Source organism: Streptomyces sp. CA-288835, from assembly GCF_050936385.1.
GTDB lineage: Bacteria > Actinomycetota > Actinomycetes > Streptomycetales > Streptomycetaceae > Streptomyces.
This window is the reverse complement of sequence record NZ_JBNJMW010000001.1, coordinates 2,320,403-2,334,284: the sequence shown is the minus strand read 5'-3', so window position 1 is coordinate 2,334,284 and position 13,882 is coordinate 2,320,403. Positions and strand designations below refer to the sequence as shown.

The window sequence follows — 13,882 nt, the reverse complement described above, 5'->3', positions numbered from 1 at the left end:
CGAATAACTGCCCCTCCAGCGGAGCTACCGGCTGCGGCGAGACTTCACCGCATGCTGCGGCGTGATGTGATCTGTCAGCGCCAGCGACGCACTCGCCCGCTGATACGAGAGCTGGGCGACCCGCACGTACAGGCAGTCAATGAGGACGAGCACGGAGTGGCGGCCCCCGATGCTGCCGGTACGCCCGGGAAAGATGGTCTCCGTGGACGTGGAGATGAGCCGGATGCCGCCGGCCTTGGCAAGCGGCGACCGAGGATCAGAGGTAATCGCCACCGTCGTGGCACCCCGCTCCTTGGCAAGCTCGAACGGCTCGATGGTCTCGCGGGTAGCCCCCGAGTGCGAGATACCGATGGCGACATCGGCCGGCGTGAGCAGCGCCGCGGAGGTCGCCGCGGCGTGCACCTCGGTCCAGCCGCGAACCGAGCACCCGATGCGGAACAGCCGCGTCTCGGTCTCCTGCGCCACCGCACCGCTGCCGCCGACGCCGTAGATGTCGATCCGCCGGGCGCGGGCGACAGTCTGGGCCGCGCGCTCCATCGCGTCGAGGTCGATCCGGTCGATGGTCTGCTGCACCGCGCGCAGGTCGGCGCTGCCCACGACCTGGACGACGCGTTCGAGGTCGTCGTCCGGGGAGATGTCCGGCCCGATCTCGGCGCTGCCCCAGTCGGAGACCTCGCCGCGACCGCGTTCCTGGGCCAGTTCGATCAGCAGATGCTGGTACGAGTCGAGCCCGATGGCCCGGCAGAAACGGGTCACCGTAGCCTGCGAGGTCCCGGTCCTGCGGCCCAGCTCGGCGGCCGAGCAATGCGTGACGCCCGCCGGATCCTCGAGGATCAGCTCGCCCACCTTCCGCAGGGAGCCGGCCAGTCGCGGCAGCTCGGTGCGGATGAGAGAGGTGACGTCCGTCGGGGGCATCCGATCTCCTTGGTACTGGTTGCTACTGACGAGCTGCTGAGAATGTGACAGCCACCGTATAACTCCGTAGTTGAAATTCAGGACCGGAGGGAACTCGGCGGGTACGGGCTGCTGTAAGCGTGGGATAGGCGGGCGGGTGGGCGCAGGGGTGGATGTTGCCCGCCCATCGCCCCATGTGTTTTATTCATTCACGCATAGTTGTACGCGATGGTGGTTCAATCCACCGGTGGGGAGCACCCCGTGTCTGTCGAGTCCGTGAACGGCGACTCCGTGAACGCTGACTCCGTGAGTGCCGTCGGCTTCGCGCGCGAGAGCCTGGCGGTCCTGGACCGCATCACCGAGTCCGCGCGCACCGAGGTACGGCGTGCCGCCGAGCTGATCGCCGACTGCGTACGCGCGGACGGCGTCATCCAGGCTTTCGGTACCGGCCACTCCCAGGCCATCGTCCTGGAGCTCGCGGGCCGCGCCGGCGGCCTTGTCTCCACCAACCGGCTGAGCATCGCCGACCTCGTCCTGTACGGCGGCGAAGCCCCCGCCGTCCTCGACGACCCGCTCCTGGAGCGCAAGTCCGGTGTCGCCCGCCGGATCTACGACCTTGCCGCCCCTCGCCCCCAGGACCTCTTCGTCATCATCTCCAACTCCGGCGTGAACAACGTGATCGTGGAAATGGCCCTACACGCCAAGGAACAAGGCCACCGCCTCCTAGCCATCACCTCGGTAGCCCACACCCGCGCGGTCCCCGCCGCCCACCCCAGCGGCGCCAAACTCGCCGACCTCGCCGACGTAGTCCTCGACAACGCGGCCCCCCGAGGCGACGCCCTCCTCGAACTCCCCGACGGCGGCGCCGTATGCGCCCTGTCCACCCTCACCGGCGTCCTACTGACCCAAATGGCAGTAGCCGAGGCAACCTCCCTCCTCCTCACCTCCGGCCACCGCCCCCCGGTCTACGTCTCGGCCAACGTCCCCGGCGGCTTCGAAAGCAACCTGAAACTGGAGAAGCACTACGCGGGACGCATCCGGCGTACGGCCAGCTGAGGGCGGCGACTCGCTCCCCGCGCAAGCCGCTTCATCTCGACGACCGAATCACTACTCCAGGCGGCGAACCTGGAAGGTCAGCCCCTCCGGGCTGCTCAACCGCACAACACGACGCCCGGCCTCGTCGGACCAGACGACCGAGTCCTGGCCATGGCCAGGAGCCGGGCCAGGGCCGTGTGCGCGGGCGACGATGCAGTCCAAATCCCCGACCCCGACCGCAAGTTCCCATTGCGGGGCGGATGCGCTCGATCCTCCTGTGGCGATGAAATCTGCGCAGATCAGAGGGGCGCCAGTCGTCTCCTCGTAGAAGTCCCGGGCCTTGTCAGGCTGATCGCAGGCCAGGACCATACGGTGCGGAGCACCGGCCAAGCGGGGCGGGAACGTCCATCCGGTGAAATGGTGCGGCTGCCACAACGAGAAGGCGGCACCCACCGGATCGATCAGTGTCGCCATACGGCCCTGATCGCCCGCGTCGAAGGGAGCCACGACAAGACGAGCGCCGTTCCCCTCCGCCGCTTCGGCACGGCGATCGACGTTGTCGACTGCCATGTAGTAGGCGATGTGGGCAGGCGTATCCGGCGGATAGACCGGGTTCGCCAAATCACTCACGCCACCGATCAGATGGCCACCGACGGCAATCTTGGTGGCCCTGCGCCAGTCCTCCTCATCCACCGCGAACCGCCAGCCCAGCGTCCCCGCGAAGAAGGCGACGGTGCCGGCCAAGTCGCGGGTCTTGAGGTCCATCCAGCAGAACTCGTTCAACGAACCCAGGCGGGTCGTCAACCTGTGCTCCTTGTGTTCTCGACGCGGGCCAGCGGGAGCTGATCGGCGATGGTTCGCGCACACACCAGAGACTCGGTATGCGTCGTGTCCACCTCCAGGTCATAGACCACGCCCTCGTGAACCACATCCGCCTGCAACGCGGCCATCCCCTGGATGCGATCTCCTCGTGCGACCTCACGCCCTGCGGCGACCGCGCTCTCACACCTGACCCCGACCCACAACACGGCCATCCCACCCAGAGCCTTCTGCCACCGCTCCTGGGACGCCGCCCCGCCGAGGAAGACGTCATCGATGATGACTCTGGCCCCCGCACGGGCCATGGCCACGACGCCCTCCATCCAGGCCGCCTCCAACGCCCGGAATTCCGCCCCGACGCTCACCCCGCCGTCCGCGGCGAACACGATCCCTTCGTCCGACGCCTGCATCCTCGCGGGCATCGCATCGACGAAGGAGTCGCACCCGAACGCCAGCCACGGATCCGGCAGTACGGCCTGTAGACACCGCACGATCCCGGACTTCCCCGAACTGGAACCACCGTTGAGAACGATCACCTGAGTCGCCACCGCGCCACGGTAAGCCGCTTCCCACACATCAGGAAACGAATATCGTCGAGGTTCAGTCCAGGTGAGCGATGAAGGTGCGCCAGGCGTCGGCGGTGAAGGCGATCACTGGGCCGGTGAGACGCTTGCTGTCGCGGACCGGGACGAGGGCGGAGATGTTGTCGGCGACTTCGACGCAGTCGTGTCCGCGCCGCTGGCGCGCCTTCGGCAATCGCGACAACGTGCTGATCCCCACCGGGAAAATGAGCAACAGAGTCCCCCTGTTATGGTGCGCCGATGTCGTCGATCAAGCAGTTCCAAGTCACCTTCGACTGCGCAGAGCCTGCGCGCCTTGCCAGCTTTTGGTGCGAGGTATTGGGGTACGTCCTACCGCCGGTCCCGGAGGGCTTTGCCACTTGGGAGGACTACCATCGCTCGCTGCCGCCTGAGGAGCAGGTCACCTACTTCGCGTGCAGTGATCCCTCGGGTGTGGGTCCGCGCCTGCTCTTCCAGCGCGTTCCCGAAGGGAAGATCGTCAAGAATCGGGTGCATCTCGACGTGCGGGCCGGCATCGGGCTCGTGGGTGAAGAGCGCCTCGCCACACTGGAGGCCGAATGCGCCCGACTGGTCGCGCTCGGTGCGGTACACGAGCGAACGATGCTTGCCGATGAGGACAACGAGTCGTGCATCGTGATGCAGGACATCGAGGGCAACGAGTTCTGCCTCGACTGAGCATCCTGCGAGATGGCCAGATGGCGGGGTGGGGAGCCGTCTGAAAAGCCGCTGATCCCGCGTCAACACCTCGGCCCTTCCACCGGACCACTGCCCGGTGGAAGGGCCGAAGCGAACACACCGCCCCACTACGGCTTACGAGCAACCGCCCCGTACATCGCGATGTCCTCATCCCGGATCGGATCCGAATCCGTGCCGTCCGGGCGCCACTTGTGGACCTGCGTGATCCCGGGCTCGACGAGTTCCAGGCCCTCGAAGAACTCCTCGGCCTCGGGGAACGTACGCAGGCGCATGGGCATGTTGCGTGCCGCGTACTCGCGGGCGACTCGGCCCACCTCCTCGGGGGCGAACTCCGCGGTGCCGATGGACATCGCGAGGTAGCTGCCGGAGGGGAGGGGGTCGAGGAGGCGGCGGACGATGCCTACCGCGTCGTCCTCGTCCAGGACGAAGTGGACGATCGCGATGACCGTCAGCGCGACCGGCTTGGACAAGTCGAGCGTGTCGCGGAACTCGGCGGAGTCGAGGATGGCCTCCGGGTGCTGGAAGTCCGCCTCGATGTACGACGTCCTGCCCTCGGGTGCGCTGGCCAGCAGGCCCTGGGAGAGGGTGAGGACGATGGGGTCGTTGTCCACGTAGACGACGCGGGACTCGGGGGCCACCGACTGGGCGATCTCGTGGAGGTTGGGGGAGGTGGGGATGCCCGTGCCGATGTCGAGGAACTGGCGCATCCCCGCTTCCTCGGCCAGCCAGCGCACCGCGCGGTTCATGAAGTCGCGGTTGGCCCGCATGTGGACTGGCAGGGCGGGCCACTCGTGCGACATGGCGTCGCCGGCTTCCTTGTCGGCGGGGTAGTAGTCCTTTCCGCCGAGGATGTAGTCGTAGATACGCGCGGAGTGCGCGCTCTCGGTGTCGATTCGGTCGGCAGGCCATCCGTTGTCGGACAACGCGGCCCTCCCATCAAGTCGTCGGAGAACAAGGGTAGTTCGGTCAACAAGGGTGTTTCAGACAGCGGTCGATCAGATCAGACAGGTGTCGATCAGATCAGGCAGCGGTTGATCAGAGCAGAAAGTCCGCGTCGCCCGCCTTCACGCCCGTCAGGAAGCTGGTGATCTCTCGGTCGGTGAAGACCAGCGCCGGACCGGCCGGGTCGGTGGACTGACGTACCGCCACCCTCCCGTCGCCCAGCTTCTTCACTTCGAGGCAGGCGCCGCCCGCGTCGTCGCTCCACGGCTTGTGCCAGTCCTGCGCGCCGAGATCACGGGCCGGCATGCCGTTGCGTATGTGGTGGTGGTGCACGTCAGAGCTCCTTGCGTATCGCACCGAGGAGAGCCTCGGTCCTGCTGGCGGGCGTCGACTGGGCGCCCAGCCGGTCCAGGGCCTCGCGATAGACCAGGACGTCGTCGGCCTTGTCGAGATACACAGCGCCGACCAGGCCGCTGAGATACACGATGTCGGGCAACTCCCTGGCCCTGAACCGGAAGAGATGGAAGGCGCCGGCCCGCATCGCCGGATGCGGACCGTTGCTGAACGGCATGATCTGAACGGTCACATGGGGCAGCGCGTTCAGCGTGATCAGGTGGTCGACCTGGGCGCGCATCACCTCGGGTCCGCCGACCGGCCACCGCAGCACCGTCTCGTCCATCACGATCCACACGCGGGGCGGGTTCGGACGGGACAGCAGTTCCTGGCGCTGCATACGGAGTGCCACCCGGCGCTCGGTGGCCTCCTCCGAAGCGTGCGGATTGCCCGCGCCGAGCAGGGCACGTGCGTACGCCTCGGTCTGCAGAAGTCCGTGCACGAACTGCGCCTCGTACGCCCGGATCTGCAACGCCGCCTGTTCCAGGCTCAGATACGCGGCGAACCAGTCGGGCAGTACGTCACGGTAGGTGTGCCACCAGCCGCGCTTGTTGGCCTCGCGGACCGACTTCAGGAAGGTGTCGATCTCCTGCTGGTCCTTGACGCCGTAGATCTGGAGCAGCTTCTCGGCGTCCGGGAGCCTGAGCCGGGCCACCTTGGCGGACTCCATGCGGCGGATCGTGGAGTGGCTGACCCCGATCGCCATGGCCGCCTGCTCGTACGTCAGCCCGGCCCGGTTGCGCAGTTCCTCGAGCTGTTTGCCGAGGATCATGCGCAGGACGGAAGGCGCGCCGCCCCAGTCGGTTTCCGAGGTCACGCCTTACCTCCTCACCCGCAGTCCGGGCCAATGCATCGCAGTCTGTCACGATCATCGGCGACCGGGGCGGTCTGTGCCCTACAAAATGCAATTTTCAACTTGCTGGTTGCGAGACGTAGTCGGCAGGTGTCAGAGTGGTGGTACGTCCCGGACGGTGAACGAAGGGGCTATGCGGTCCAGTTGGGGGATCAAGGCCGCGACTCGGAGTGTTGTGCTCTGCAGACGAAAGGCGTACGGCGATGGTCTCGCCCTCCTTCCCTCAGTCCTTGGGCCGACTTTCCGGTGACGAACTCCTCCACAAGGCAGGCGTGTTCGGCCTGCCTGCCGTCCCCGTCTCGGTGGCCGCGGCCCGCAGGAACGTGCGGGAGCTGCTGAGCGAATGGGGCATCAGCCGCGAGACCTGCGACAACGCCGAACTGGTGACCTCCGAGCTCGTCACCAACGCGCTCACGCACACGGAGAGCGACCTGATCGTGTGCAGACTCCGTACCGCCGCCGACCTGCTCCATCTCGAGGTCGAGGACCAGAACCGCAGCTGTACGCTCCCCGCACGCAGACAGCCGAAGCCCGACGACCAAGGTGGTCGCGGGCTTCTGCTCGTGGGCATGCTGAGCAGCGACTGGGGTGTGCGGGACGCGCCGCAGGGGGCCGGCAGGATCGTATGGGCCGAACTTCCGACGGACTCGACGGACGGGACGGACGCCGCGGACATGACGGAGGCGACGGGCGCGCCTGAGGCGCCCATGTCACCGGCGGTACCAGAGCCCCGGGACGGATCGGCCGACGCCCATGCGGCCGATCCGTCCTGGACCTGAACTCCCTTACGTCCGGCGGCAGTTCCGCGACCGAGCACGCAGTGGTGACTCCGGCCTCCAGCGCGCGTATCAGCTCTCCAGCGCCAGCCGTGCCCCCAGAAGCAGCAGTACACCTCCGGAGACCTGCTCCAGCCGACGCCGCACCCCGGCCCGGGACAGCACCGCCTTCATCCGGCCCACGAACCACACGTACAGGCCGTAGTAGCCGACCTCGAAGACCGCCAAGAGGGGGCAGGTGGCGCGCGCGACCTTCAGCGGCCGGACGGGCTGATCTCAGCCCGTCCGGCGCTTGAGGACGAGGCCGTCAGGCCGACGGGGGTCTGGGGGCGGCGCCCCCAGCGGCGGTCCGAGGGGCCGAGCCCCTGGTAGTGAGGGCCACGTATCAGTGCTGTTGCGGCTTCTGCGGAGTCGCCTCGCTCGGCCGTACGACCACGTACCCCTCCCCCTGCAGAACCAACTGCACCGCCTCTCCCGAGCCACCCCGCAGCATCGACCCGATGGACTGTGAACGGTGCAACGAGGTCTGGAGGTTGGCGGTCCAGCCGACGATCGCGTCCGTGTCGACGTACACGGGGTACTGCGGCGAGACCGGGATGACCAGCGGATTGCCCTCGCAGACGAGGCCGAGCCTGCCCTGGCCGGTGAAGACGCTGTTGAAGAGGCCGCCGCCGGTCATGCCCGCGCCCTTCACGGTCTTGATCTCGTACTGCAGGGAGGCGTCGAAGCACAGGACGTTACGGCCGTTGACGGTGAAGACGTCGCCGGGGTCGATGTCCACGATGAAGCAGTTCTGTGCCTCCTGCGCGAACCAGGCCTCTCCCTGCCCGCGGACCGCCATGAGCGCCAGGCCCTCCCCGGTGACGGCGCGCTTGAGCATGCCGCCGACTCCCTGGCCCTTGCGCTCGAACTGCAGGTTGCCGCGATACGCGATCATCGCCCCCTGCCGCGCCAGCATCTCGCCGTTGACCATGTACCGGATCGACTTGGCGTTCTGGACGCTCATGCCCACGGTGGTGGCGGGCTGCACCATGTACTCGCTGGAAAAGAGATCACCCTTCATGGGGGCATCGTGTCCCGGACGTGCACGTTCCGCCAACCGGCGTCGGTATGAAAAGCACCGCCGAAAGTATCCGGCTGCGGAACGAAGGGCGGGGCGGCCGACGCCCGCTCGCGTCGGCCGCCCCTGTGGGGGGTGGCGGTCTGAAGCTGCCAGAAGGTCAGCAGCAGTTCGCCTGAAGGCCCTTCATCAGGTCCTTCAGCTTCAGAAGGTCAGCTTCCAGCTGTTGATCCGGCCGGTGTCGGCGGAGGCGACGTCCTGGACGCGGAGCTTCCAGGTGCCGTTGGCCGTCTCGCTGGAGGCGTTGACCGTGTAGGTGGTCTTGACGTCGTCGGCCGAGTCCGAGCCGCTGGACTTGAGGCGGTACGCCGTCCCGTCCGGGGCGATCAGGTCGATCACCAGGTCACCGCGGTAGGTGTGGGTGATGTCCACGCCGACCTGGAGAGCCGAGGGGGCGTTGCCCGTACGGCCGGTGACGGCGATCGGGGACTCGACGGCCGCGGCGTTGTCCGGGATGGAGACGGCCGAGGTGCTGGTGAAGGTGGTGCCCCCCGTGGAGCCGTCGGACCCGCTCACCGCCTGCACCGTCTTGGCCGCGTCGGCCAGACCCGCTCCACAGCCGCCCGAGCAAGTACCGGGCAGAGCACGCGAGTTGGTCTTGATCGCGGACTCGATCTGGGCCGGGGTGAGCGAGGACTTCGCCGACTTGGTCAGCGCCGCGAGGCCCGCGATGTGCGGGGCGGCCATGCTGGTGCCCTGGTAGTAGTCGTACGACTCCGAAGCCGGGCCCTGCCCGCCGGAGTTCAGCGTGGACAGGATGCCGTTGGCGGTGGTCGTCCGGGTCTCGCCGCCGGGGGCCGCGATGTCCACGGTCGAACCGAAGTTGGAGTAGTACGTCCTGGAGCCGGCCCGGTTGAGCGCGGCCACGGAGATGACGTTGTTGCAGCTCGCCGGGGAGAAGTTGGCGGCGTTGGCGTTGCTGTTGCCCGCCGCGACGACGACCGTGGTGCCGCGGTTGACGGCGTTGTTGATCGCGGTCTGGGTGGCGCTGGTGCAGGCGCCGCCCCCGCCGAGGCTCATGTTGATGACCTTGGCGACGTTGGTGTTGGCGGGCACGCCGGAGACGGTGCCGCCGGACGCCCAGGTGATGGCGTCGATGATGTCGGAGTCGTAACCGCCGCACTTGCCGAGGACGCGCACCGGGGAGATCTTCGCGTTGTACGCGATGCCGGCGATGCCCTTGCCGTTGTTGGTGGCGGCGGCGACGGTGCCCGCGACGTGGGTGCCGTGCCAGGAGGAGGTGCTGCCCTCGGGCTGCCCGCACTCGCCGTCCGCGTACCAGTCGCCCGGGTCCGCCGGGTTGCTGTCACGGCCGTTGCCGTCGACCGCGACCGCGGGATCGGCGATGAAGTCGTAGCCGCCGACGATGTTCGCGGCGAGGTCGGAGTGGGCGACGTAGCCGGTGTCGATCACGGCGACGGTGACGCCACTGCCCGTGGTGGTGTCCCAGGCACCCGGCACCCGCATGCCCGCGGTGGACTCGAACAGGTCCCACTGCTTGCTGTACTCGGTGTCGTTCGGGTCCGCGAAAGGCTTGTTGATGCGGTCCGGCACGACGTACGCGACCTGCGGGTCGGCCTGGTACTCGGCGACGACGTCGGCGACCGCGGCCTTGCTCAGCTTCTTGCCCAGGTCGACGAGCGCGGCACCGGTGCCGAGGCGGCGCTGGAAGTCGAGGTTCTCGCCCGCGTCCTTGCCCTTGGCCTCGGCGTCTTCGCCGGCAGCCTTGTTCGACCTGGCCTCGCTGGCGCCGGACTTGTAGCCGACGATCAGCCGCTCGGCCGGGGCGGCCACGGCGGAGGCGGCGGCCGTGGCCTGCTCGGCGGCGGCAGCCTTGGTCTTCTCGGCGGGGACGGCGGCGACCGAGGTGGCGGTGCCTGCCAGCAGCGTCGCGGATATCGCGGTGACGGATATCAGGGTCCGTCTCGCGGAGCGTGGAGTACGCAAGAGTGTGTGCCTTTCGGGGCCGGCTCCGGGGCGAGGCGCCCAGCGCGATGCAACACGGAGCAGCGTTCGAATCGCTTCGACGTCGAAGCGGCGGGGGGTGCGATCGAAGAGACAGTGCGATCGAGAACACGCGGCGGCCAGCCAGATGCGAGCGACCCTTACGGGGGTGACCTGTGGGTCAGCTGTGTTCGAATAGTAGGCGGGGTCTCGCTCCTCCGGATACGGGGAAAACCCTCGATCCCTGCCCTAGATCCCCCTACGGGGCGCCCAGTTGAGGAGCGGAAGACACCGCTTTCCGCCGCTCGGTCCGGGCTCGTCCCTCGTTCCGTATCGGACTGCGAGCCCGTTGTGGCTGGTCAGTTCCCCAATCCCGCCCCTTCCCGAAACTGGGGCTGCGCCCCAGACCCCCGCCAGGGGGTGGTGGGTGACACTGCGTGTCGCGGCTGCGGGTTGAATGTGGTTGCTCGCGCAGTTCCCCGCGCCCCTTACGGGGCGCCGCTCCTGGAGGGAGCCGTTGCGTCAGATGGACCGTCAGGCGTCCGTTGACGCCAGGAACTGAGTCGCCGCCAGTTCGGCATATAGAGGGTCCGCTGTCACTAGTTCGCGGTGGGTGCCTACGGCTCGTACCTCTCCTGCGTCCATGACGACTATGCGGTCGGCCACGGTGACCGTGGAGAGGCGGTGGGCGACTACCAGGACTGTGGTCGTGCGGGCTACGTCGGCGACCGTGTCGCGTAGTGCCGATTCGTTGACCGCGTCGAGTTGGCTGGTGGCCTCGTCAAGGAGGAGCAGGCGGGGGCGGCGCAGTAGGGCGCGGGCTATGGCGACTCGCTGGCGTTCGCCGCCGGAGAGCTTGGTGCCTCGGTGGCCGACCAGGGTGTTCAGGCCGTTCGGTAGGCGGTCGACCAGGCCGTCGAGGCGGGTGGTCTTCAGGGCGCGGAGGAGATCGGCCTCGTCGGCTTCGGGGTTGCCGAGTGCGAGGTTGTCGCGGAGGCTGCCGGAGAGGACAGGGGCGTCTTGCTCCACGTAACCGATGGCTGAACGGAGTTCGGACACGTCCCAGTCGGCGAGGTCCCGGCCGTCCAGGGTGATCCGGCCCTCGGAAGGGTCGTAGAAGCGCTCGATGAGGGAGAAGACCGTGGTCTTGCCCGCGCCGGACGGGCCGACGAAGGCGGTCATGCCGCGCGGTGGGACGGTGAAGGTCACGCCGTGGTGGATGTACGGGAGGTCGTCGGCGTAGCGGAAGCGGACGTTTTCGAAGGTGACCGTGGCGGGTTCGGCGCCGGGGAGGGGCAGTGGCGCGGGGGCGCTTGCCGGTTCGGCGGGCAGGCGGCGGGCCTCCTCTATCCGGGCCAGGGCCGCTGAGCCCGTCTGGTACTGGGCGACGGCGCCCACGACCTGCTGGATCGGCGACATCAGGTAGAAGACGAACAGGAGGAACGCGACCAGCGTGCCGATGTCGATGGAACCCGTCGCGACCCGGGCCCCGCCCACCGCGAGCACGGTGATGAACGCGACCTGCATCGACAGACCGGCCGTGTTCCCGGCCAGCGCCGACCACTTGGCCGCCTTCACGCTCTGCCGCCACGACTCCTGCGCGGCGGCGTGCACGGCCTGCTCCTCGCGGTGCTCGGCCCCGGACGCCTTGACCGTACGCAGCGCGCCCAGGGTCCGCTCCAGAGCGGCACCCATCGCGCCGACCGCGTTCTGCGCCTGTCTGCTGGCCCGGTTGATACGGGGGACGATCACCCCGATCACCACACCCGCGCCGACCACCACGCCCAGGGTGACGGCGAACAGCACCGGGTCGACCACCCCCATCATCACGAGCGTGGCGACGAGGGTCAGTCCGCCCGTACCTATGCCGACCAGTGAATCCGTGGTGACCTCGCGCAGGAGCGTGGTGTCGGAGGTGATCCGGGCCATCAGATCGCCGGGTTCGCTGCGGTCGACGGCGGCGATACGCAGCCGCAGCAGATGCGACACCAGCGCGCGCCGCGCGCCGAGAACCACCGACTCGGCGGTGTACCGCAGTACGAAGCCGCCCAGCGCGCCGATCGCGGCGTTGGCGACCACGAGTGCGGACATGGCCAGCAACGCCCCGGTGATGGCCCGGTCGTGCTGCAGATCCTCGATCAACCCCCGGGCCACCAACGGCAACGCGAGCCCGGTCGCCCCGGTCATCAACGACAGAACGGCCCCGCCCAGCAACGCCCAACGATGCGGCCGCACATAGCCGAGCAACAGCCGCCAAGGCGGCACGTCACTCGACACGGGCGCCTCGCTGGACGCCTCGGTATCCGACTCCGACACGGCACTCCCCCCATTCCCCGTCCCCATTCAGCCAAGGTACGGCACGGGTCTGACACGACCTGGGGATGTGGAGGGAGTGCCCCGCTGGGGCCCGGTGCCCTCAGCCCAGTCGTACGTCCTGCCACACCAGCCGGTGGTCCGACGTCGGGACGTCGGCCCCGCCGCCGACCAACCGGTACAGCGGATCGTCCGGCGTCGGCCAGAAGATCCCGTTCCCGGCCGGGACGAGGCCGCAGGACGGGATGACGTGGTCGACGCGGAGGTTGCCGGGGGCGTTGTCGTTGAAGTCGGCGGTGTCGTATGCCGGGTTGCCAGTGTGGGTGGCGTTGGCGCCGCCCTGGATGCGGGCGGCCTCGACACCGCCGCGAGCGGCCGGAGGCGTGGCGGGCAGGTTCACCGCCCCGTGGTCGAGGAGCTGAAGGATGGCCTTGTCGTAGCTGTCGCCGTCGTGCGGGTCGGCGTTCAGATCACCCGCGATCACAAACCGCGTGCCGGGCCGCAGACCGCCCCGTACGCCCTTGTCGTCGTAGAGATACGCGCTGCGGCGGCGACCGCCGATGTAGTCCGCCCAGAGGCGGATCTCATCGTGATTGCGGCGGCCGTTACGGTCCTCCGGGCCGTCGAAGCTGGGCGGAGTCGGGTGCGAGACGAGGAAGTGGACGGTGGAGGACCGGCCGGGGCCGAGCCGGATGGGCAGATCCCAGTGGCTCTTGGAGGAGAGCCGGAAGATCGCCCGGGCCTCCTCGCTGTAGTACCCCGGCGGCATGACGTTTCCCGGCATGTCCTTCCACAGGAAGTGCTGGAACGTACGGGCCGCCCGGACATCTATCGGGTACTTGGAGAGGACGAGCATCCCGTATTGCCCGGGAAACCAGCCGTACCCGAACGCGTCCTGCCCGTACGCATCGGACCCCGGCGTGGTGACGGCACCGTTCTTGCCGTCGAGGTCCACCCCGGAGGCCACACCCGTGTTCACGGGCGCGGTGAAGCGGAACGGATAGCGGACCGGCTTCGCCCCGTTCTGACCGACGGCCAGGTAGTTGCGCAGGAACAGCCGGGCCGCCGTGCCGCCCTCGTCGTAGTCGAACTCGTTGATCACGAGGACATCCGGGTCGACGCGCTGAATCGTCTCGGCGGCGTTCCGCGCCTGCTGATTGTCCGGCGTGGACAGGTCCTTGACGAGGGCGCCCTCGGTGCCACGGTTCAGCGAGGCGTTGAAGGTGGCGAAACGGACGGCCCGCCGGTACGAACTCGCGGACGCGGCAGACGCGTTCGCACTGAACGCCGTCGTACCGGCCAGCGCGGCGCCGGCAAGACCTGCGATTGCGGCACGGCGCGAGAACGGTGGACGGTGCGGTCTGGGGTGGTTCATCGGGGCTCCGGAGGAGGAGTGGGGAAGACGTGAACGCACGTAGTCTCTGCGCGTAGACGCCGCTGCCACAAGGGGGTTGGGGTTTCTCGCGCGTTGCCGGTGAAGCGGGTCTGTCGGTTCGCCGACACCACGGTGTACGGC

The 13,882-nt window shown here is 68.4% G+C and carries 14 protein-coding genes and 1 pseudogene; 3 read left to right on the top strand and 12 right to left on the bottom strand.

Annotation, left to right across the window (positions count from 1 at the left end; genetic code table 11):
* Positions 1 to 24: 24 nt before the first annotated feature.
* The gene (locus tag ACQEVY_RS10540; RefSeq protein WP_432947141.1) at positions 25 to 915 is read right to left on the bottom strand and encodes a MurR/RpiR family transcriptional regulator; all 891 of its coding nucleotides are present in this window, start codon (positions 913 to 915) and stop codon (positions 25 to 27) included.
* A 270-nt stretch (positions 916 to 1,185) separates the two neighbouring features.
* Here ACQEVY_RS10540 and ACQEVY_RS10535 point away from each other — a divergent pair, with 270 nt between their 5' ends.
* Positions 1,186 to 1,950 carry a sugar isomerase domain-containing protein gene (locus ACQEVY_RS10535; protein WP_432955163.1) on the top strand — a complete coding sequence of 255 codons (765 nt, stop codon included), beginning with the start codon at positions 1,186 to 1,188 and terminating at the stop codon, positions 1,948 to 1,950.
* Positions 1,951 to 2,001: 51 nt separating this feature from the next.
* Here ACQEVY_RS10535 and ACQEVY_RS10530 read toward each other — a convergent pair whose 3' ends face one another.
* The 3 genes from ACQEVY_RS10530 to ACQEVY_RS10520 are packed head-to-tail and all read right to left on the bottom strand — an operon-like array spanning position 2,002 to position 3,504.
* Positions 2,002 to 2,733: a VOC family protein gene (locus ACQEVY_RS10530; RefSeq protein WP_432947139.1), complete on the bottom strand. Its 732-nt coding sequence runs from the start codon at positions 2,731 to 2,733 to the stop codon at positions 2,002 to 2,004.
* Positions 2,730 to 3,296, bottom strand: coding sequence for a chloramphenicol phosphotransferase CPT (cpt, locus tag ACQEVY_RS10525; RefSeq protein WP_432947137.1), 567 nt, complete (start codon positions 3,294 to 3,296; stop codon positions 2,730 to 2,732). The genes ACQEVY_RS10530 and cpt overlap by 4 nt, the downstream gene beginning before the upstream one ends.
* Positions 3,297 to 3,348: 52 nt before the next feature.
* The gene (locus tag ACQEVY_RS10520) at positions 3,349 to 3,504 is read right to left on the bottom strand and encodes a DUF397 domain-containing protein (protein WP_432947135.1); all 156 of its coding nucleotides are present in this window, start codon (positions 3,502 to 3,504) and stop codon (positions 3,349 to 3,351) included.
* A 65-nt stretch (positions 3,505 to 3,569) separates the two neighbouring features.
* Between ACQEVY_RS10520 and ACQEVY_RS10515 the strand changes: the two genes are divergently transcribed.
* The gene (locus ACQEVY_RS10515; protein WP_432947133.1) at positions 3,570 to 4,004 is read left to right on the top strand and encodes a VOC family protein; all 435 of its coding nucleotides are present in this window, start codon (positions 3,570 to 3,572) and stop codon (positions 4,002 to 4,004) included.
* Positions 4,005 to 4,132: 128 nt separating this feature from the next.
* Here the strand turns inward: ACQEVY_RS10515 and ACQEVY_RS10510 are convergent, their stop codons facing one another.
* From ACQEVY_RS10510 to ACQEVY_RS10500, 3 genes are all read right to left on the bottom strand, one after another.
* Positions 4,133 to 4,948, bottom strand: coding sequence for an SAM-dependent methyltransferase (locus ACQEVY_RS10510; protein ID WP_432947131.1), 816 nt, complete (start codon positions 4,946 to 4,948; stop codon positions 4,133 to 4,135).
* 112 nt (positions 4,949 to 5,060) lie between these two features.
* Entirely contained in the window at positions 5,061 to 5,273 is a 213-nt protein-coding gene (locus ACQEVY_RS10505) for a DUF397 domain-containing protein (protein WP_432955161.1), read from the bottom strand.
* Positions 5,274 to 5,301: 28 nt separating this feature from the next.
* The gene (locus tag ACQEVY_RS10500) at positions 5,302 to 6,177 is read right to left on the bottom strand and encodes a helix-turn-helix domain-containing protein (protein WP_432947129.1); all 876 of its coding nucleotides are present in this window, start codon (positions 6,175 to 6,177) and stop codon (positions 5,302 to 5,304) included.
* Between the two features lie 266 nt (positions 6,178 to 6,443).
* Between ACQEVY_RS10500 and ACQEVY_RS10495 the strand changes: the two genes are divergently transcribed.
* Positions 6,444 to 6,992 (top strand): ATP-binding protein, encoded by a 549-nt coding sequence (locus ACQEVY_RS10495; protein WP_432947127.1) that lies wholly within the window; start codon positions 6,444 to 6,446, stop codon positions 6,990 to 6,992.
* A gap of 69 nt (positions 6,993 to 7,061) precedes the next feature.
* On the opposite strand, the pseudogene ACQEVY_RS10490 reads toward ACQEVY_RS10495, so the two are convergent.
* The 5 genes and pseudogenes from ACQEVY_RS10490 to ACQEVY_RS10470 all read right to left on the bottom strand — a co-directional run.
* Positions 7,062 to 7,220, bottom strand: a pseudogene (locus ACQEVY_RS10490) (LysE family translocator); the annotation flags it as partial.
* A 154-nt stretch (positions 7,221 to 7,374) separates the two neighbouring features.
* Complete coding sequence (locus tag ACQEVY_RS10485) at positions 7,375 to 8,052, bottom strand: AIM24 family protein (protein ID WP_328767938.1); 678 nt, start codon at positions 8,050 to 8,052, stop codon at positions 7,375 to 7,377.
* Positions 8,053 to 8,253: 201 nt separating this feature from the next.
* Positions 8,254 to 10,056 carry a S8 family peptidase gene (locus ACQEVY_RS10480; protein WP_432947125.1) on the bottom strand — a complete coding sequence of 601 codons (1,803 nt, stop codon included), beginning with the start codon at positions 10,054 to 10,056 and terminating at the stop codon, positions 8,254 to 8,256.
* A 531-nt stretch (positions 10,057 to 10,587) separates the two neighbouring features.
* Entirely contained in the window at positions 10,588 to 12,396 is a 1,809-nt protein-coding gene (locus tag ACQEVY_RS10475) for an ABC transporter ATP-binding protein (RefSeq protein ID WP_432947123.1), read from the bottom strand.
* Between the two features lie 73 nt (positions 12,397 to 12,469).
* Positions 12,470 to 13,741 (bottom strand): endonuclease/exonuclease/phosphatase family protein, encoded by a 1,272-nt coding sequence (locus ACQEVY_RS10470; protein WP_432947121.1) that lies wholly within the window; start codon positions 13,739 to 13,741, stop codon positions 12,470 to 12,472.
* Positions 13,742 to 13,882 lie beyond the last annotated feature (141 nt).

Bases quoted from the DNA above. Each gene is read 5' to 3' on its own strand.
- ACQEVY_RS10540 (WP_432947141.1), bottom strand. From the start codon at position 915: ATGCCCCCGACGGACGTCACCTCTCTCATCCGCACCGAGCTGCCGCGA.
- ACQEVY_RS10515 (WP_432947133.1), top strand. From the start codon at position 3,570: ATGTCGTCGATCAAGCAGTTCCAAGTCACCTTCGACTGCGCAGAGCCT.
- ACQEVY_RS10505 (WP_432955161.1), bottom strand. From the start codon at position 5,273: ATGCCGGCCCGTGATCTCGGCGCGCAGGACTGGCACAAGCCGTGGAGC.
- ACQEVY_RS10485 (WP_328767938.1), bottom strand. From the start codon at position 8,052: ATGAAGGGTGATCTCTTTTCCAGCGAGTACATGGTGCAGCCCGCCACC.
- ACQEVY_RS10475 (WP_432947123.1), bottom strand. From the start codon at position 12,396: ATGGGGACGGGGAATGGGGGGAGTGCCGTGTCGGAGTCGGATACCGAG.
- ACQEVY_RS10470 (WP_432947121.1), bottom strand. From the start codon at position 13,741: ATGAACCACCCCAGACCGCACCGTCCACCGTTCTCGCGCCGTGCCGCA.